This window comes from Bacillus sp. SM2101 (assembly GCF_018588585.1).
Lineage (GTDB): Bacteria > Bacillota > Bacilli > Bacillales > SM2101 > Nanhaiella > Nanhaiella sioensis.
Window position 1 is genome coordinate 188,770 of record NZ_JAEUFG010000008.1, and the last position, 20,063, is coordinate 208,832.

The window sequence follows — 20,063 nt, forward strand, 5'->3', positions numbered from 1 at the left end:
TTCTTCTACTATTAAAAAAAGAAAATAGAAAGGTTTAACTATAAATGAAGCCAGTATTTTCTGCACGGGATTTAGCGGTTACACAGGCTGGTGTAGCTGCTCTTTTATTTTTAATAATGCCTATTTTACATTTCATAGATAATAGTCATTATAAATGGTTGTCAGTTTTACATGGTGTCGGTGCAACGTTAACAATGCTGGTAAGTTGTTACATGCTCCACCTATTGTATCCATTATTAAGAAGAAGGGCTGACGCAGTCAAACGTTTGAAGTTTGTTTTAATGATAGTAAATATTCTTATTGCAGCTACAATTATTACTGCTAATTGGTTATACATTGGCTATCGAGCACCTGATGGAGCAAGACAATGGTTTATCTATCACCAGCCGTCTATTCATTTAATTTTAATGGAATATAAAGAATTCGTTGCACTATTTCCATTACCACTAGGAGTAGGCGCACTATGGATATTGCATCGCTTTGGAAAAGAAATGGAACAAACTCCAAATAATCTTATTTCTTCCACCATAGCTGTTATTATAACGCTCATGTGGATATGTCTAATAATTGGATTTGTTTTTGGAATTACTATGGTAAAAATAAAAGGGGTTTAGGTGAGATTCAATGACTGAACAGCGGAAATCTGGTGAAATCGTAGCGGTACTTATCTCCATTATTGTTGGCTTAATTGCATTAATTATTAGTCACATATGGAGCATAGCTAATCCGTTAGTAGCAAATGCATATTTATTAAAAATCGGTTCTTGGTTGCCCGGTTGGTGGGGAATTGGAGTATATGCCGGGAAAGAAATGATTGCATTACTAGTTTGGGTGTTTAGTTGGATTGCACTGCATTTTATGTTAAGGAATGTACAGCTTTCATTATTTAAGTGGATATATATTTTTTTGATTAGTATTCTTTTCTTGTTAATCATTACATGGCCACCTATTTATCATGCAATTTGGGGCTGGCTACCGACAAAACCGTAATGAAGTTGGGGGCATATTTGGTGTTATTTTATGGAAAATATAAAATGAGTTTTGCAGTGGTAATTGTGATAATGCTACTACTAGTTTCTTTTAGATTTACAACCGTTCCGACTTCAGGGTTTTTAAGTGTTGATGATCATGAATCTCCTTCCTTCAAGGTTGGTGTTATTAGATCATCTGACCAATCGCTAAATATGGATGAACATATGGAACAGCTAAAAGAAGTTTCTGTTATTGCGGGTGCAGATCGAGTAATTACGAATGCAACTAAAAAAGAACATTCAAGCTTTTTTCCAATTTATGATGAATTATCAACGGTAAAATCGTTTAATGACAAATATAGTTACCTACCTTATGATATGACAGGAAAATATGGGAGGACTGTCTATGCTATTAATTATGGAGATACGAAGATGATTTTCCTTCGTGGAGATGAACTGAGAATGGATGAATCTCAACAATTAACTTGGCTAAATTCAGAGGTGAAAGCTAGCAATCAAATGCATCATATTGTGTTTATACATAACATACCTCGTGATGTTTCTTTTTGGGATAGCATAAATGATCTCGATATTCACTTAGTCATAACAGAAAATAAACTTTTTACTAGGAAGTCTGTTGTGATGCAGGAGCCTTCTGCTTGGAACGATGCGTATGAAACGCAATGGGCTGTATGGGAATTGAATACTAATCCACGAATAATGTACTTAATGCTTGAAATGTCTAGCAGTGAAATAACTGTAAAAGCACTAAATCAACAGGGAGAAAGCGTAGATAGAATGATATATGATGTCGCATATAAACAGCTCGACCTCGTCCATAAACATACGGCCGTTCCGATTCAAGCAATGTGGAAGTATCATGAAGGTACTGATGAAATAAGTTCTTTTATTCATGATGGGTATGATATTTCAGGAGAAACTCCAATCACAAATCGTTATCAAGTTCCCGTTGAAGACTGGCGCAGTAAAATGTATGATGATTCTTCATGGAAAATTGGTTACGGTCCCTTTGGTTACATGGCTGAGCCTATACATATGAAAATCAATCAACAATTACCACCAATACAACATTCTGTTACTTACTTTTTTCGTAAGACATTTGACTTTGATGAGGACCTTGAGCAATTAAAAAAGTTATTTTTACACATAACTTTTGAGGATGGGTACGTAGCTTACTTAAATGGTGAAGAAATTAGCCGTGATGGAATGAAAACGGGCTTAGTTACACACCAAACATTGGCTCAGCCAAACGAAACACATTTATACGAAACAAAAGACATTTCTAATCATAGCAATAAGCTAATTGTGGGTGAAAATGTACTTTCTGTTGAAGTGCATAGTAGTCACCCGAAAGCTTCCAACTTTATTTTTGATTTAAGTTTTACATATGAACTAGACAACATAATTGGGGAATGAAAATATGGAGAAACTGAGATTATTTTTTCTTAGTTGGATAATTCTGATTCAAGGCTGTGGTCAGCCAAATGATCAACAATTGTTACTTGCTACAATTCAGTCTACAAACCAACACCTTATGATTGAAAACGGAGATCATTTTGTGTGGGAGAATCCTGTAATAACGTTAAACGATGAATATTATTATCATATAGATTATGTCCCTAGAGGGAAAATTAGCATTGCATATCATGCCTTTAAAAATGAAGATGGTCATACATTTGAACCAGGTTTACTAAAAGTACGTAAAGTAGAAATCCGAGTGTCTAGATTAAACGATGAAAAGGATTTAACTTATACATGGTAGTTTGTTATTGTAGCATTTAATGCTAAAGGGTGAAACAAATATCGTATTACTGCATGATTAGAATTAGGTGGAGTAGCGAGCTCCACCTGGTTCACTGGCTTAACACATATGCTTGAAAATAATACACATTTTATAGAAGGTGCATGTACATTAAGTATTTTTAAATATATGGCTCCATGTCTTATTGTAAATAAGCTTTTTGAACCTGCTTTGTTCTTTTCTAATAACTACATCAAATGGCCTCATCATTTCATAATCTTCATGCTCTAAAATGTGACAGTGCCAAACGAATCTACCCGTGTAAGGTGCAAACTTAGCAATAATGCGAGCGGTCTCACCATGGAAAACGTTAATAACGTCCTTCCACCCGTGATCATTAGCTGCTGGGGGCATTCTTTCACTAATATATTTAATTTGTTTTGTTTTCTCGTAATGCTCAACATCAAATAGTTGTTTATCTAGTATTTGAAATTTCACAAGGTGTAAGTGAATCGGATGGCCCCCAGTTGTTGGGTTACTCAAGCTCCAAATCTCAATATCGTTTAATGCTGGTTTTTCTGTGATTGGATCATCCCAAGTTTTATAATCTAATAACCGAATTCTGCGGCCATATTGGTCGTCTTGGGCGATAAGCTCTAAATGTCTTGTTCTAATTGCTTCTTGCTCTTTATAAAAATTGATGTCTGTTAATTTTGGTGGAATGGTACTAGTGTCATTGCTTAATAAAGGTAAGGTTACACGAAATTGCATTATAAACCTCGTATTTGACCGATTAATTTCGGGATCTTCTGGGAATTCATCTTTCGCATCATTTATTAAGACAATTTTGTTGTACTTTTGTGAAGAGAAATCGATAATGACATCAGCTCTTTCTGCAGGGCCGAGGATAATGCTTTTTATAGTAACAGGCTTTTCTAATAACCCTCCATCGGTACCGATTTGATAAAAAAGTTGATTAGAGTCAAGTCTTATTTTATAATAACGGGCGTTCGAGCCGTTGATAAGTCGGAAGCGATATTTTCGTGGTTCAACTTCTAAATATGGCCATACTTTTCCATTGACAAGAATATTTTCCCCCATGAATTTTGCAACAATTGAGGGGTAAATATTTGTAGGGTCATCTGCTTCTTTTTTTGGATAATATAAAGATCCGTCTTTATTAAATGTACGGTCTTGGAGCAATAATGGTATTTCATATTTATCTTTTGGCAGGTTTAATGACTGCTCATGTTTACTACGGATCAGATAGTAGCCGGCTAATCCCGCGTATATATTGAGTCTCGTTATACCGATAGCATGATCATGGTACCATAGCGTTGTGGCATCTTGTAGATTTTCATATTCATACACTTCTTGTTCAAAGAAAGGCCCCACTTGTTTAAATCCATTTGTAAACCAAGCATCTGGGTAACCATCGCTATCTGCAGGGGTTATTCCTCCATGTAGATGGACAACTGTTCGAACTTCTGGAGTATCTTTTCCTGCGCCATGTACGGTTTTATCGATAGGCAAAAAATGCTTAGATGGTAAATCATTAATCCATTTTACTCTAATTCTCTCACCTTTTGACACTTCGATCACTGGTCCAGGGTAAGTGTGTTCATATCCCCACACACGTGTTTTTGGCATTGAACTATGGAGGGACTGGTGAAATTCTGTCATTGTTACCTCATAATATTTTATCCCATCCTTCACTCGAACTGGTTGTAATACTCTCGGTAATGGTAATTTATCGATAAATTTTAACAGATTCATCGCATCTTCACCTTTTCTATAAATAATTACTATTATAGTCTATTTTAAAAATAACGTAGTCATGAATGAAAAAATGGATGCGCAGAAGTAACTATACAAGGTTAAGCATGGAGAAGTGTTTTAATTATAGCTTAGATGTTTATTGTTGCGGAGTCATGTGAGGTTAGGTAGATTAAGCTTTATAGCTCTATCAAGGTTGACCTTTTTAGACAGGTAGAGTTGAGTTTCCACCTGTCTATGATTAAGGCTCATTTCTGAATTTTTGTTGCTTTTTTCACTTACATTTGAGTAACTGATTTGTGTATTATTTGATTTTTATTGTCAGATACCACGAACCCTCATTGTGTAAGTTTTTTTTCTTCAAATGCGTAAAAGCCTTCATTAATTATTTTAATTATAACAAGTTGAACCTATTACTGATGGTTGTTTTTTCACCTTACATCTTGTTATTTTCCTAACATTTGTTTTACAACATCTTTTGTTTGAAGTAGGCCAGTTGGATCTTCTTTTGTTTTATACTGGCAAAATTTTTCAGACCAGTCTGATGTTCTTACCCTTAAAGGTAGCGGATTCGTACTTAGTTGAGATAGGATCACATTTGCAACTTCTGATGGGGTTTGATAAATATTATCTGATCGATTTGTCCTTGAGCCCATATAGTCATTAACAACTTGTTCAAAATCATCCTTAGGGAAGCCACCTCCACTAGAGACACCAGCAAGAACACTGTTAGCAAATTCAGATGAAATACCACCTGGCTCAACAATCATGAACTCGACTCCAAAATAAGGAGTTACATAAGTAGCAAGGCTCTCATAGTAGCCTTCAAGAGCAAACTTTGTCGCACAGTATATTTCATTTAGTGGTTGTCCAACTAAACCACCAACCGATGAAATTGCTACAATTCTTCCTTTTTTCTTCTCACGCATATAAGGAAGTACAGCTTTTGTACAACGAATTGCACCGAATGTATTTATATCAAATACATTGATATATTCCTCTTCAGAAGATTGTTCAGTCGTTTTGATATATCCAATTCCTGCATTATTTACTAATAAGTCAATATGTCCTTCTTGATTAATTACAGTTTGAATAGCTTGATCTACTGAATCTTGTGACTGGACATCTAACTGCAATAACTCAACTTCTAAACCTGATTGTTGTAATTCTTTAATAGGTTGACCCTTCTCTAAATTTCTCATTGTTGCGTAGACCTTCCAGCCTTCATTTGCCAACTTTTCTGTTAATGAAAGGCCAAGACCAGTCGAGGTTCCTGTTATTACTGCAATTTGTTTTTCCATTATTCATCCTTCTTTCTAATTTATTAACTAACTTGTACTGTCCTAGTAATGTAAATGAGGGATTAGCAATACATTCAGATATTGGACATCAATGCTTAGCTTATACTGACGTGGATATTTTAATTACATCCGTTTATTCTGTACATAATAAAATACTTATATAATTTATCATGGCATATTGTCCTTTCCACATTAGACATACGCATATTCTTTTGCTAAGGCTGTGTTTCTTGTTAATAAATAATCACGTTTTTAACAATAGTTTCGCGTCCTCTCTTATAAAATGATGAGAATTTCAGAAACCATTGCTTTGTCAATTTGTATTTATAACAAGATAGCTTACTAAAAGAGTCTTTTATTATAAAGAAGCATTGCTAATCAAGCTGATTATAAATATTAGAGTATACTCTAAGTCAAGAAGAATAAGCTAAAAAATCATTTTATAAAGTGTAGGTATGTTTATGGTTAAGTGGATATAAATTAATTTCGTGAAAGAAAGTAGAACTTCATAATAGGATAATAGCCTGTTTAACAAATGAAAGGATTATTTTTTTATATCTTGGATATATGAACTCTTTCCACACTCATTGGTGATATGTATTAAATAGTACTAGTCTCAGACTTCAACGGTTGATTTATTCTATTGTAATTGTTATAATTTTCTTATTATTATAGAAGGGAGTGAGAGTTAACGATGACTAATTTAATGAGGATAACCTTGGGAATTACTTGTATTACCTCTCACTCATGCGGAATAAATCATTAGCTTGTTTTTTAATATGTGGTAGAAATGAGTATGGTGTGAGTATGGATTTTTAAGAAAGCTGTTATGAGTCGATTTGGTGTTCGTACGAAGAAGATTAGTATCAAAGAGTAGTAACAGTGACTATGAGAAGAATGAGTTTTGAAGCCACAAGGTTATCTGATATAGCCCTGTGGTTTTTTTTATGCACTCATAAAACAGTAAATACTTTAGCTTCATTTCCAGTTATTCCTCAATAATATTAGTCAAACCAATTTTAAATGGAGGAAAAAAGAATGGAGTTATATTCACATGGGTGGAATCCTTATTTTGAGAAGCAGCTTAAAGATTTGAAACAAGAAGGTCATCAAGTAGCGAGAATCGTAAAGAAAAATAAAGATCATTATTTAATTGCAGTTAACGGACAACCTATTACAGCAAAAATTTCTGGTAAGTTTAGATATAATGCTAAACTTACAAAAGATTTTCCTGTTGTTGGTGATTGGGTTATGTATGAAATGAAATTTGATAATGACAACCATGCTTTCATTCATCGAGTTTTAACAAGAGAGAATGCATACGAAAGAAAACTCCCCATCTCAGGAGGAAGAAAGATAAATAATGGTTTGATTGAAGGGGGAAGAACTGAAGAACAAGTTATTGCGTCAAATATAGATACTGCATTTATTGTGATGGGGCTAGACGGAAATTTTGACATTCGCAAAGTGGAACGGTTTTTATCGCTCATTTATCAGAGTGGAATACAACCAGTAATTATCTTAAATAAAATAGATTTGTGTACAGACATTCATCAAATTAAAGAACAATTAAATGAAATAGATAACGAAGTCCCAGTTCATTATGTTAGTGCTGAAAAAGATATTAATATGGATGTTTTTTTTGAATATGTTAAGTTCGGAAAAACAGTTATTTTACTTGGATCTTCAGGAGTTGGAAAGTCGACAATAACGAACTTCTTGGTGGGGGAAGAAAAGCAACAAAAACAAGCTATAAGTTCAACATCAGGCAAAGGAAAGCATACAACAACTAGTGTAGAGCTTATCCCTCTGCCGGCATGTGGGATGATTGTTGATACTCCTGGTGTTAGAGAAGTACAGCTTTGGGGAGATGAAGATATTCTTGAACAAAGTTTTAAGGATGTAAGGGAATTAAGTACCTATTGCAAGTATAGAAATTGTCAACATAGAAAAGAACCTGGATGTGCCATTCTAACAGCGATTGAGAAGGGAAGTTTAAGTCGAAAAAGAGTGGATAGTTACGAAAAGCAACTACTAGAGTTACAAAGACTAGCTATAAAGAGAAGAAACTTTGAGAAGAAAATAAATAACAAAAGAAAATGAGGAGCCTTTTATTATGATGAAAGTTAAATATCTTTTTATTAATGTAGATTTGGCAGAGATGTTAGTGCAATACTGGAAAAATGATATAGGTTCAATAGCTGCTTTCAGAATATCCTCTAATGCTATTTACAAGTTTAAATACAAAGGTGAGACAAGGTTTTTAAGATTTTCACCAAAAACCGAAAAGTGTAGAGAGAACACTCTAGCAGAGCTTGAATTTATTAATTACTTACGTAGTAAGCGATACGATGCATTAGAGGTCGTAAATGCAAAAAATGGTGAGGATCTTATTGAGGCACAAACTCCTTGGGGTGTTTATTATGCTTCTGTATTTAAACGAGTTGCAGGTGTACCTATAAATAAAACTGATTTTAGTAATTATGTCTTATTTAGCTATGGTAAAGCATTAGGGAAGCTTCATCAGTTAGCTTGTGATTATAAGCCAATAAGGAACAGGCGCAGGTCGTATAGTGATGTGTTAAATTGGATAGATAATACGTTGAGTCATTTTCCAAACGAAACTGCAGCTAAGGTGGAAACAGCTATGCTTAAGCAATATTTTAAAACGATTCCTTTAACAAAACACAACTTTGGTTTAGTTCATTATGACTTTGAATACGATAATGTTTTCTACGATGGGCCTTCAGAATCTTGTCAAATCATCGATTTTGACGATGCTATGTATCACTGGTATGTGATGGATATAGTTCAAGCTCTTGATAGTTTAAAAGAATGTATGTCTAGTGACAACTATCAGGTGAAGAAGAAACGGTTTTTGGAAGGGTATCTTACTGAATATGAAATCTCAGAAGATATGATGTCAATCATTCCTGCATGTAAACGTTTTGCTAACTTATATGGGTATGTACGTGTCTTACGATCACTAGATGAACAGTGGAATCATGAACCACAGTGGCTAATGAAGCTGAGGAAAAATTTATGCAAATCTATGAAGATTAATTCATCATACTTTGGAACAGAAATAAAACAAGTGGGGAGCATTGGTATTGCAGATCAAAGTATCAGGCTATAACAATTTAATATTCAGAAAATTATTTACAATACTTCATGAATCAATTAGACTAAAACTTGTATAAATTAACAATTTTTTGGAGGTGGAAATATGCAAAACAAAGACCATATGAAGCCCGTACTTATTGAACATGAAGAAATAAAGCTTATAGGAATTCCGTGTATAAGCTTAAAGGACATGAAGAGTAAATATGAAAATGCAAAGGAAAGCTTGTTTGCTATATCTCAGCATTTGCCACAAGTTGTGAACGAGCGGATTCATTACGGAATTTGGCCAATAACAGAATTACAGGATCATCCTGAAACACATGCATATATTCTCTGTGTTGAAGTAAAATCTTATGATGGCATACCTGAGTGGTTTACGAAAATCGCTCTACCTAAGCAAAGCTGTGTTGTAGTAGCAAACAACGATCATGATTTTAATGCTGCGGGAGAAGCACTTTATTCTTTTGTAGAAAAAAATAACCTAGAGTTAAGCTCTAACGGTCGAGAGTATCGAATTTGTGAAAAATACGACTATGATGTAGATGGGTATGTACGATATTCGCTTCCAATTGTTTCATAATCTAAGCTACTATTTGTATAATTGTTAGAAAATAAAAGGGCTAAAAACGAGCCCTTTTATTATTTGGTTTTTTCTAGTTGAAGTTAGCTTTTAACCTCTTCTTTTTAACCCTATAGGAATGAGAAAATAGTATCGTTGTTCAATTGTTAAATAAGAATAATAGAATGTAAACGTATTTTTTTGTTTTGGAGCAGTACTCAATTATAATTTTAATATGAGATTTGATGTCTTTAGGAGAAGGAATGAGCATGCCCAATAAAACTGCTGAAACGTTCAATCTTTTAGCTAACACATACGCAGAGAATGTTGATAATGACAGTCCTTATAACGCTTTTTATGAGCGACCAGCAATGATGGAATTGTTGCCAAAACACTTACATCATAACAATGTTCTTGATGCTGGCTGTGCAGCTGGCTCGTATTCAGAGGCATTAGTTAAACGAGGAGCTAGTGTAACAGGAATAGATATAAGCCCTCGTATGGTTGAAGTAGCTAAGCAAAGGCTAAATAATAAAGCAAGTATATTGTGTCAAGATCTCGAAAAGTGCTTGCCATTTGAACATGATGAATTTGATGTTATTGTTTCTTCATTAACACTTCATTATATTAAAGACTGGGAATTCACATTTAGTGAGTTTAATAGAGTATTAAAGCCTCATGGAACTTTGTTATTTTCAGTTCTACCACTTCTTCTATGTTAAAAAATTTTACCGTATCAGCTATAATTTGCTGTAAAGGTCTACCGCGATATTTGTACCTCAATTGCAATCTTTTGTTTTCTCCATATATCAGATATCACCCGCTGCTCAAAATAGTCCTCACATTTGAAATGAGTAAATTCCATAAAAGGATGGTGTAACCTCAACCGTTGGAAATAATGAAAAAAGATTATCATGATGCATTTAAGTATTTAATGAAAAATCCTCACTTTATCATTTTTAAAGTCGTATCAAAATAGTGAGTACATTGAGAACTAGAATTGAGGAAAATATTGAATGATTTAAGATTCACCTGTTAATCAAAAGCCCTTTGTATGCTTTTTACATAAACGGATTTGTAAATCAGGGAAGTAATAGGAATAATATTATGTCGCTTTTCTTGATGGAAAAGCGTTTTTTATGCTTTGTTAAATTTTATTGATATCAAAGTTTCATTTTTCGTTTCTCCTCGTATTTTATTGTATTATATTGGGGGTTTAAATTTCAAAATGATTAATCAAGGTTTAAATATTGAAAGTAAAGCATGATAAAAAAGTCTCATAATCATAAATCAGTATTTATTAAATGAGCTTATTTGTCTAAAAAACTCGAATTTTTTTACTAGATATAGCTTCGTTATTATGTCATTATTATGAATAATAAGTTATTTACTCAAGAGTAAGTAGGATTGTTTCTAATTATTAAAAATCACCTATCTCGTTACCTACAAATATATTAACTTCAACCATTATAACATCTATTCTCCAACTTTGATTTACGCTCTTTTCGTAACCGTTGTTACTATTTTTTTAAATGGACAATATGATGAGTATTATTAGAGCTTAATAATTGTAATAGTAGAAAAGATGCCCCAAACACTAGATGTATGTGTACTTTTATCTAAGAAATCTGTAACAACAACCGATATGAAAACAGACTGGATTTAAGTAGGACTTACGCAGATGAATCTTCTAAACGCTAATGATGACTACTAATTAGTTTGTGTGGTTTTTGTCGCTTTTTAAGAAAATTTCTTATATAACTGATAATTCCGAATAACGACACGTATTGACAAGGTAATTATTTATGTAAAGGGGGAAAAAGGATGAAGATGAAAAATGATATGATTGATTTCGCACTAGAAACAAATGTGAATCCGTATTTATTAGGAAAATATGAACCTATACATGATGAAGTTTTTGTTGAAAATTTAGAAGTCATTGAAGGGGAGGTTCCTAAAGATATAAATGGAATTTATGTGAGGAATGGTCCTAATCCTAAATATGAAACGAGAGGAAGATATCATTGGTTTGACGGTGATGGAATGCTTCACTCAGTTCAACTTCGTGATGGAAAGGTAAGCTATCGAAACAGATGGATTAAAACAGCTGCTTTTGAAAGAGAAGCTGCTGTAGGAGAATCGATATGGTTTGGGCGTATGGAATCTATGGTGAAAAACCCAAAGGATATGCCACTGAAGGACACATCAAATACCGATGTTGTTTTCCATAATAAACAACTGATGACCTTGTGGTATATGTCAGGTAAACCATACAAAGTTGATCCTCAAACGCTTGAAACGTTAGGGATTGAGGATTTTGGAGGAAAATATAAAAATAATATATCAGCGCATACGAAGGTAGATGAACAAACAGGTGACTTAATGTTTTTTGATTATGGACCATTAAGGTCATCGTTGACATATGGAGTTGTATCTGCTTCAGGGATTTTAATACATTGCGTAGATGTTGATTTACCTGGTCCACGCCTTCCTCATGATATGGCAATTACAGAAAATTACTCGATATTAATGGACTTACCGTTATTTGCGGACTCAAACGCAATTAGCAAAGGCCGATACAAAGTCGAATTTCATCGAGACGTTCCTAGTAGGTTTGGTATTCTTCCTCGTTTTGGGTCAAATGAAAATATTCGATGGTTCGAAGCCGAGCCTTGCTATATATATCACACGATCAATTCTTGGGAAGAGGGAGATGAAATTGTCTTACTCGGTTGCAGGGTTGAGGAACCAATGCCTGAAGTAACAAAAAATGCTAGTCCGCTTGCAAGAATGTTAGCCTATTTACAGTTAAATGCTAGGTTATACTATTGGCGTTTTAATTTAACGACGGGCGTGGTTAAAGAAGGATTACTTGATGATATTAATACGGAATTTCCTACTGTGAATTTAAACTTCGTAGGCAGAAAATCACGCTATACGTACAATGTTCATATTTCAAACGAACAAACGTTATCGTTTGATGGCCTTGTAAAATATGATACCGAAAAACAGAACTCTGAAACGCTCATGTTTGGGAAAGGACGATACGGAAATGAAGCAGCTTTTGCTCCACGGCAGTATTCAAATTCAGAGGATGACGGTTACTTAGTTACGTTTGTTCACGACGAAGTAGAAAATCAATCTGAGTTATTAATCATTGATGCCCTTAATTTTGCTAATGGGGCAATCGCAAGGGTGAAAATTCCAGTAAACATTCCGATAGGGTTTCATGCATGCTGGGTCCCGGGTGAAAAGATTGATTAAGATACTGAATAGTTAGTTAGCAGTAAAAAGATTTGCTAGTTTGAATTTCGTTTAAATAGGGTGCTATAGATAAAACAATTTGACTAAGTCTTTTTCGTGAACTTTAATGCTAATGTTACTAATAATTACGGGCCCCACAAAGGTTAGTTGTATACACGATGACTACTGCCTAGATGAAAATATAGGAGGCAATTTATTGTATATATTAGGAGGTTACCAAACAGATTTTGCGAAAAATTGGAGTCGGCTTGATTTAGCTGTATTTGACATGCTGAAGGAAGTAGTAGAAGGAGCATTGGCGAATGCAGATATTTCCCCCCTTGAAATCGATACTGCACATATAGGAAATTTTGCGGGGGAACTATTTAATAAACAAGCACAATTAGGAGGTTTATTTGCAGCTATCCATCCAGATTTTGCTGGAATCCCAACATCACGCCATGAAGCTGCTTGTGCTTCAGGTAGTATGGCGGTACTTGCAGCTTCTGCTGAAATTGAGGCAGGACGTTACGATTTAGCTTGTATTATTGGAATAGAAGAGATGAAAAATGTTCCAGCAAGGAAGGCAGCAGAATACTTAGGGTCTGCATGTTGGCTAGGCAAAGAGGCGGTAAATGCAACATATCCATGGCCATATCTTTTTAGTGAAATTGCTGAAGAATATGATAAAAGGTACGGGTTGTCTAATGTGCACTTAGCTGAACTTGCTAAGAAAAATTTGTATAATGCGCAAAGTAACCCAAATGCACAAACAAGAAACTGGAAACTAGATAAAGAGAATTTTCTAGAAGATGAACAACAAAACCCGGTAATTGAGGGAAGGCTACGGCAAATAGACTGCGGAAGAATTACCGATGGTGCAGCATGTATTATTCTAGCTTCAGAAGCTTATGCAATTGAATATGCAAAGCGTAAAGACATTAGATTATCAACAATACCTAAAATTAAAGGGTGGGGACATCGGACTGCTACTATGCTGTTAAAGGATAAAATGCAAGAAAGTAGCGATTCACCGTATGTATTTCCTCATGTAAGAAGAACAATTTTAGATGCTTTGTTTAGATCGAATATTAAGAGCATTGATGAACTAGATGTAATAGAAACACATGATTGTTTTACGATCTCAGAATATTTGGCTATCGATCATTTTGGTTTAACAGCTCCAGGGAGAAGTTATGAAGCAATTGAATCTGGCATGATAGCAAAAGATGGAAAGCTCCCAATTAATCCAAGTGGAGGGTTGATAGGGGCAGGTCATCCGGTTGGAGCAACAGGGGTTAGAATGCTTTTAGATGCTTATAAGCAGGTGACGAACACGGCAGGAGATTATCAGATAGAGGGCTCAAAAAATGTTGCTACGCTGAACATAGGTGGTAGCACAACTACAAGTGCAAGTTTCGTAGTAGGGGTGTAGCCTACTTCCCTATGTAATACACCATCAATTATTTGTATATGAAGGTGGGGAGATAATGGAAGTATATATAATGGAAGTATATATTTTTGATGCAATTAGAACACCGAGAGGTTCAGCCCGAAAAAATGGCTCTTTACGTTCGTTCAAACCCATCAATTTAATAGGTTTGTTGTTAAAAGAAATTGTCCGACGAAACGACTTCGATGCTAAGAAAATCGATGATATAATTCTAGGCTGTGTTACCCAAACGAAGGAACAAGGTGCTAATATTGCTAGAGTAGCTGCACTTCATGCTGGGTTACATCATTCTGTTGGAGGAATGACGGTAAATCGATTTTGTACTTCTGGATTAGATGCGATCAGTATTGCAACACAAAAAATTGCAACAAAAACTGATCATTTAATCATTGCAGGAGGTGTAGAATCAGTTTCTCGCGTGCCAATGTTTTCTGATGAAGGAGCCTGGTTCACGGATAGAGAAGTAATGCAAACTACTCAGTTCGTTCATATGGGTGTTGCTGCGGATATTATGGCATCATTGTATTCAATTTCAAGAAGAGACGTTGATTTATATAGCATCGAATCGCATCGAAGAGCGAGTAGAGCTACGAGAGAAGGATATTTTATTAAATCTCTCATACCTGTGTACGCACAAGATGGTACTTTATTATTAACACAAGATGAATGTTTTTTAGAGCATGTTAACGATACAACTTTTTCTTCCATAGAACCGAGCTTTAAAGGAGGTGAAACAGACAAAACCATATTATCTTCTATACCATCGCTGACTGAGTTCACTCCTACACACCACTGGGGAAGTTCCCCTGCATTAGCTGATGGAGCTTCTGTCATTTTAATAGGTACAAAAGAAAAAGGTGAAGAACTAGGGCTACACCCGAGAGCCCGAATACGCATGACTGCAACTACGTCGGTGCATCCTCTTCTTCTTACAGGGGGACAACATGCACTTGCCAAAGCGCTTGATAATGCAAATCTAACTGCCAAAGACATAGATATTTATGAGTATAATGAAGCTTTCGGCGCTACTGTCTTACACTTCATTAATGAATATAATCTTGATCATGAGAGAGTAAACAGCAATGGCGGCGTCATATCAATGGGGCATGCATTAGGTGCTACCGGGGGAATGCTCCTTTCTACTTTATTGGACGAAATGGAGAGAGTAGATTATGAGTTTGGCGCAATAGGGATAAGCGGCGGAGCAGGTGTAGGGTCAGCAATGATTATTGAACGAGTATAACTATACACACCTTCTAGATGTGTAGAATTGTAGCCATAGAGATTAATGGAAACGATAACATGGCTAAGTGAACCATTGTTATTGTATAAGATAATTATTATAAGGGGGAATGTTAGTGAGTACTACAGTTATGCAAGATAATAAATTGTTTAACAAGGAACACCAAATATTTCGCCGTTCATTACGAAAATTTTTGGAGAAAGAAGCTTTGCCTTATTTTGAACAATGGGAAGAAGAGAAATGTATTCCTCGAACATTTTGGAAGAAGATGGGTGAACAAGGGTATTTATGCCCATGGGTTGACGAGAAATATGGTGGAATCAATGCAGACTTTGGTTACTCGGTTATCATTGGAGAAGAGCTTGACAAAATAGGGGGAGGCCTAGGAGGAATAGGCTTACATAATGATGTTGTTATGCCTTATATCGACTCCTATGGGACAGAAGAACAGAAGAAAAGGTGGTTTCCACCAGCTTTAACAGGTGATCTTATTTCAGCAGTCGCAATGACTGAGCCTGGCACTGGGTCAGATTTACAGGCTGTAAAAACAACAGCTATTCGCGATGGGGATTCTTACATTCTGAATGGTGAAAAAACATTCATAACAAATGGGATACACTCTGACCTCGTCATCGTCGTGTGTAAAACAGATCCACAAGCAGAACCCGCATATAAAGGTGTTAGTTTAATCGTTGTTGAAGATGGCACATCAGGATTCAAAAAAGGAAAGCAACTAAAGAAGGTTGGGCTACATTCCAATGATACTTCAGAGTTAATATTCGAGGATTGTCGTGTGCCAGTTACAAATTTATTAGGTGAAGAAGGAAATGGCTTTTATTATCTTATGGAAAAACTTCAGCAGGAACGACTCGTTTTAGCAATCGCAACTCAGGCTTCATGCGAAAGGATGCTCGAAATAACAATAAACTATGTGAAACAGCGTGAGGCATTTGGTAGACCTATCGGTAAATTTCAAAACACGCGTTTTAAATTGGCAGAGATGGCTACTGAAATACAGATTGGTAGAACATTTGTAAATGATTTGATTAGCAAGCATATGAATGGTGAACATGTCGTTACTGAAGTTTCAATGGCAAAATGGTGGATAACTGACCTCGCTAAAAAGGTAGCGACTGAATGTATGCAGTTACATGGTGGCTATGGTTTTATGGAAGAATATGAGATTGCTAGAAGGTTTAGAGATGTACAAGTGGGCTCAATATATGCTGGTACAAACGAGATAATGAAGCAAATTATAGCAAAAAACATGGGGCTATAATGGCCTAATTCCATAAAAACAAAATAATGTGCAAAAATAATTAATATGTAAACAGCACAAGTACCATGGACAAAATCCCTTTGAAGAAAGTAAAAAAAATGATGTGGAGAAAATTTTAATGTTAGCAGAAACGTTATTTTTACATGTATTAATTATTTTTGCACCAGTGTTATTTTATTTTGTTATTTTCGAAAACAAAAAACTAAATATCTTTAATCCTTATATATATGGTTTGATGCAAGGTACAGCAGCAGCGCTTTGTATGTTATTTTCAACATATAATTTTGGTTTGTATTGGGATTTAAGATATGTCCCTCTCGTATTATCATTTCTATACGGAGGACCAATTAGCGGGGGCATTGTAGTATTTTTTATTATTATGACTAGAACATATATGGGTGGAGAAGCTTTATTTTATGGATATATTAGCGTGCTGTTGGCAGCTTCCATTCCAATGCTCTTTTCTATGCGCTTTTGGAACTTTGAGAAGAGTAAACGTATTGTTATTGCAGTCATAGTAAGCTTTTGGCCTGCGTTTATTCAGCTTGGGATCTTAGTTAGTTGGCTTATATTTGATGGAAGTATAGATGGGGATGTTAAACAGTTACTTTTTTATATTATTATTTTTGGAATCATCCTTAACATAGGCATTGGATTTGCAGCTAAGCTGTATGAAGTAGTGATAGAAAGAGAAAGGATGAAACAAGAAATACAAAATGCTGAGAAATTAAACACAATAGGAGAGTTAGCTGCTTCCATCGCCCATGAAATTAGAAATCCATTGACAGTGGTTAAGGGGTTTCTTCAGTTAATGGAAAAACAACAAGAGAGTGAAAATCTGGAATATCTCAGAATCGTCCTTAGTGAACTTGGAAGGGCAGAATCTACTATTAGTGATTATTTGAATTTTGCGGAACCACAGTTTGAAAAAGTTGAGAGTTTCCCTTTAAATGAGGTTATTATTGATGTTTGTAAATTACTAGAGCCATTTGCTTCTAAAGAAGATATACAATTGAAAATTTCGTTGAACTCTAGTGATCATGTATTAACCGACCGAAATCAAATCAAACAAGCCTTCGTCAATATCATTAAAAACGCTATTGAGGCCTCGGAAAACGGAGGAAGTGTAAATATTACTGTAACGAGTGATGGTATGTACTTCTATATAATAATCAAGGATACTGGAAAAGGGATGACTAAAGAACAGCTTAATAGAATAGGAACATTATTTTATACAACGAAAGATAAAGGTACTGGATTAGGTACGATGGTTTCGATTAGAATAATACAATCAATGGATGGGAGAATTAGCTTTGAAAGTCAACCTGGTGTAGGCACAGAAGTAAAGATTATCATACCACAATTAAGGTAATAATAGTCCCAAACAAAGGTAAGGGACTATTATTGAATGGTTAAAAATAAAACCTTATTTTCTACTTTATACACATTGACTGTTGATTTTCATACATAGAAATAGACGATATACATTTGTAACAAGGATAATGCTATTAAATCTTAGCTAACTAAGCTACTTTAGTAAAAATAGAATCAAAGCGTTTTGATTTAATATGGAGCTTATGATAATAAATCGGGTTTGAAACGATTTGCTAGCAACCTAGTCGCTAGCTTTGTGTCAATATCATAAACTAATAATTCCTGTGCATTTTGTTGTCCAACTATTAATCGTTCTCCTGATGGAGAGATTAAAGAAGAGGTGCTTTTTTGATTTTCTAAAGCATAATTTACACTTGCAAAATAAATGTCATTTTCTAAACTTCTACACACCATTGCTTGATTAAAAAATTCGGGATTATCAACACAACCTGTATATTGTGGATGAAACACAATGCTAGCACCACGCATAGCTGCCCATCTAACAGTTTCTGGATATCTAAAACCTTCATGGCAAATGACAATGCCAAATTTCACATTATTAATTTCGAATATATAACGCCCATCTCCAGGGACATAACCGAAAAAGTCTTCGTCTGGAGCAATTTGGTTTTTAGTTTGATAACCTAGTATTTCACCATTATTATTTATTACAAATGCAACGATATGGAATCCAAGTTCATCTTGCCACTCCATGGGGATAATTACGGCAGTTTTTGTTTGCTTAGCTAATGAACAAATTTTTTCTAATGCAGAGATTTGAAAACTGTGATTATATTCATCAACTTTATAACCTACTCCTCTTAACCCAGGAATGATAGATTCAGGAAAGCAAATAAGGTCACAATGATGATGAGAGGTCTGATGTATCATTTGCTTAACTGTTTCTAACCCTTCGTTTGCTGATTTTGGAAACCTTGTTTGAGCCAATCCGATTTTCATAACCAAAACCTCCATTTATGTAAATAATAAGTAAATAACCTTTTTTCGTTAGGTTCTTTTCGTAAACATTATTGTTTTTTTCACTTCATTTGAGACCCTGTTAGGAAGGTGCATTTTCAAGGTATCTAGAAGAAATGATGTCCCGAAATTCAAGGTGTAACCCGCTTAGTTTTCTTAGTACATAAAACAACAACCAGTGAGAAGAAATGGAGTCAGGAGTGCAAGGTTGATATAAAACGATCATTATTAATTAAATTTAGTATATCATAAAGAAAAAAGTGGAAAAGACTTACTATTAACATATGAAGTGGAAAAGCCTTAATCGTTGTATAGGGCTCTTAATGATGAAAAAGCTTATTTGGATGATTATGGGTTGTAGACTAACAATTCCCAAGAATATGAATTATAATAAATATATAAACATACGATTGTAGTACGATCAAGAGGGGGAGATAGTAATGAGTAGAATAACTAGCGGCTTGTTATTGATAATTATTGGTATCTTTTTTTTGCTAGATACATTTGATGTAATCAATAATTTTTGGGTAACTCTTTGGCCTTTGACATTAGTAATTGTTGGTCTTGGATTTCATATTGGATTTTTCGCAGGGGGAGCTAAAAGGAGCTCTGCTGGGGTTCTCGTTCCTGGGGGTATCTTACTCGTTATTGGCTCAGTAATGCTCTTTCACACAACATTCGGTTGGGGTTATGCTGTAAATACTTGGCCTATATATTTGCTGGCAGTTGCTTTAGGGTTATTTGAATTATGGCTATTTGGAGGTCGGGAAAACGGTTTACTAATCCCAGTCTCTATATTATCATTTCTAGGTATCTTCTTTTTTATCGATAACTTATTACCAATATCAATTTTTGAGTTTTGGCCTGTAGTGCTGATTATAATTGGACTTGGTATGTTATTTAGTACCAAAAAGAATAAAAATATGGACATCTAATGTATTGCGTATGTTCAACAACAGAAGATTACTCCTAAGTTGAACAGTCTTTGAAAGGAATTTGGA

17 protein-coding genes are annotated in these 20,063 nt (G+C 34.8%); 14 read left to right on the plus strand and 3 right to left on the minus strand.

The features are described from left to right. Positions 1-44: 44 nt before the first annotated feature. Genes JM172_RS10060 through JM172_RS10075 form a run of 4 tightly spaced genes read left to right on the plus strand, consistent with a single transcriptional unit; the run spans position 45 to position 2,754 of the window. Positions 45-614 carry a hypothetical protein gene (locus tag JM172_RS10060; RefSeq protein WP_214482154.1) on the plus strand — a complete coding sequence of 190 codons (570 nt, stop codon included), beginning with the start codon at positions 45-47 and terminating at the stop codon, positions 612-614. A gap of 10 nt (positions 615-624) precedes the next feature. Then, positions 625-990: a hypothetical protein gene (locus JM172_RS10065; RefSeq protein ID WP_214482155.1), complete on the plus strand. Its 366-nt coding sequence runs from the start codon at positions 625-627 to the stop codon at positions 988-990. A gap of 17 nt (positions 991-1,007) precedes the next feature. Continuing rightward, positions 1,008-2,408: a hypothetical protein gene (locus JM172_RS10070; protein WP_214482156.1), complete on the plus strand. Its 1,401-nt coding sequence runs from the start codon at positions 1,008-1,010 to the stop codon at positions 2,406-2,408. 4 nt (positions 2,409-2,412) lie between these two features. After that, complete coding sequence (locus tag JM172_RS10075; protein ID WP_214482157.1) at positions 2,413-2,754, plus strand: hypothetical protein; 342 nt, start codon at positions 2,413-2,415, stop codon at positions 2,752-2,754. 150 nt (positions 2,755-2,904) lie between these two features. Here JM172_RS10075 and JM172_RS10080 read toward each other — a convergent pair whose 3' ends face one another. Further along, complete coding sequence (locus JM172_RS10080; RefSeq protein WP_214482158.1) at positions 2,905-4,509, minus strand: multicopper oxidase family protein; 1,605 nt, start codon at positions 4,507-4,509, stop codon at positions 2,905-2,907. A gap of 446 nt (positions 4,510-4,955) precedes the next feature. Next, complete coding sequence (locus JM172_RS10085) at positions 4,956-5,810, minus strand: SDR family oxidoreductase (protein ID WP_214482159.1); 855 nt, start codon at positions 5,808-5,810, stop codon at positions 4,956-4,958. Between the two features lie 1,038 nt (positions 5,811-6,848). On the opposite strand from JM172_RS10085, the gene rsgA reads away from it, so the two are divergent. The 9 genes from rsgA (at position 6,849) to JM172_RS10130 (ending at position 18,082) form a co-directional block, all read left to right on the plus strand. Next, positions 6,849-7,913, plus strand: coding sequence for a ribosome small subunit-dependent GTPase A (gene rsgA / locus JM172_RS10090; RefSeq protein WP_214482160.1), 1,065 nt, complete (start codon positions 6,849-6,851; stop codon positions 7,911-7,913). Positions 7,914-7,926: 13 nt separating this feature from the next. Continuing rightward, the gene (locus JM172_RS10095) at positions 7,927-8,946 is read left to right on the plus strand and encodes a phosphotransferase enzyme family protein (RefSeq protein WP_214482161.1); all 1,020 of its coding nucleotides are present in this window, start codon (positions 7,927-7,929) and stop codon (positions 8,944-8,946) included. A 90-nt stretch (positions 8,947-9,036) separates the two neighbouring features. Next, positions 9,037-9,513, plus strand: a complete 477-nt coding sequence (locus JM172_RS10100; RefSeq protein ID WP_214482162.1) for a GyrI-like domain-containing protein — start codon at positions 9,037-9,039, stop codon at positions 9,511-9,513. 248 nt (positions 9,514-9,761) lie between these two features. Further along, positions 9,762-10,214, plus strand: coding sequence for a class I SAM-dependent methyltransferase (locus JM172_RS10105; RefSeq protein WP_214482163.1), 453 nt, complete (start codon positions 9,762-9,764; stop codon positions 10,212-10,214). Positions 10,215-11,316: 1,102 nt separating this feature from the next. Further along, the gene (locus JM172_RS10110) at positions 11,317-12,756 is read left to right on the plus strand and encodes a carotenoid oxygenase family protein (RefSeq protein ID WP_214482164.1); all 1,440 of its coding nucleotides are present in this window, start codon (positions 11,317-11,319) and stop codon (positions 12,754-12,756) included. 196 nt (positions 12,757-12,952) lie between these two features. Beyond that, entirely contained in the window at positions 12,953-14,170 is a 1,218-nt protein-coding gene (locus tag JM172_RS10115) for an acetyl-CoA acetyltransferase (RefSeq protein ID WP_214482165.1), read from the plus strand. Between the two features lie 55 nt (positions 14,171-14,225). Further along, positions 14,226-15,431, plus strand: coding sequence for an acetyl-CoA C-acyltransferase (locus tag JM172_RS10120; protein ID WP_214482166.1), 1,206 nt, complete (start codon positions 14,226-14,228; stop codon positions 15,429-15,431). A 130-nt stretch (positions 15,432-15,561) separates the two neighbouring features. Next, the gene (locus tag JM172_RS10125; protein WP_214482206.1) at positions 15,562-16,710 is read left to right on the plus strand and encodes an acyl-CoA dehydrogenase family protein; all 1,149 of its coding nucleotides are present in this window, start codon (positions 15,562-15,564) and stop codon (positions 16,708-16,710) included. A gap of 118 nt (positions 16,711-16,828) precedes the next feature. Continuing rightward, positions 16,829-18,082, plus strand: coding sequence for an ATP-binding protein (locus JM172_RS10130; protein WP_214482167.1), 1,254 nt, complete (start codon positions 16,829-16,831; stop codon positions 18,080-18,082). A 203-nt stretch (positions 18,083-18,285) separates the two neighbouring features. Here the strand turns inward: JM172_RS10130 and JM172_RS10135 are convergent, their stop codons facing one another. Then, positions 18,286-19,044: a carbon-nitrogen hydrolase family protein gene (locus tag JM172_RS10135; RefSeq protein ID WP_214482168.1), complete on the minus strand. Its 759-nt coding sequence runs from the start codon at positions 19,042-19,044 to the stop codon at positions 18,286-18,288. Positions 19,045-19,502: 458 nt separating this feature from the next. Between JM172_RS10135 and JM172_RS10140 the strand changes: the two genes are divergently transcribed. After that, a complete protein-coding gene (locus tag JM172_RS10140) occupies positions 19,503-19,997 on the plus strand; it encodes a LiaI-LiaF-like domain-containing protein (protein ID WP_214482169.1) in 495 nt (164 codons plus the stop codon). The last annotated feature ends 66 nt before the right edge of the window (positions 19,998-20,063 follow it).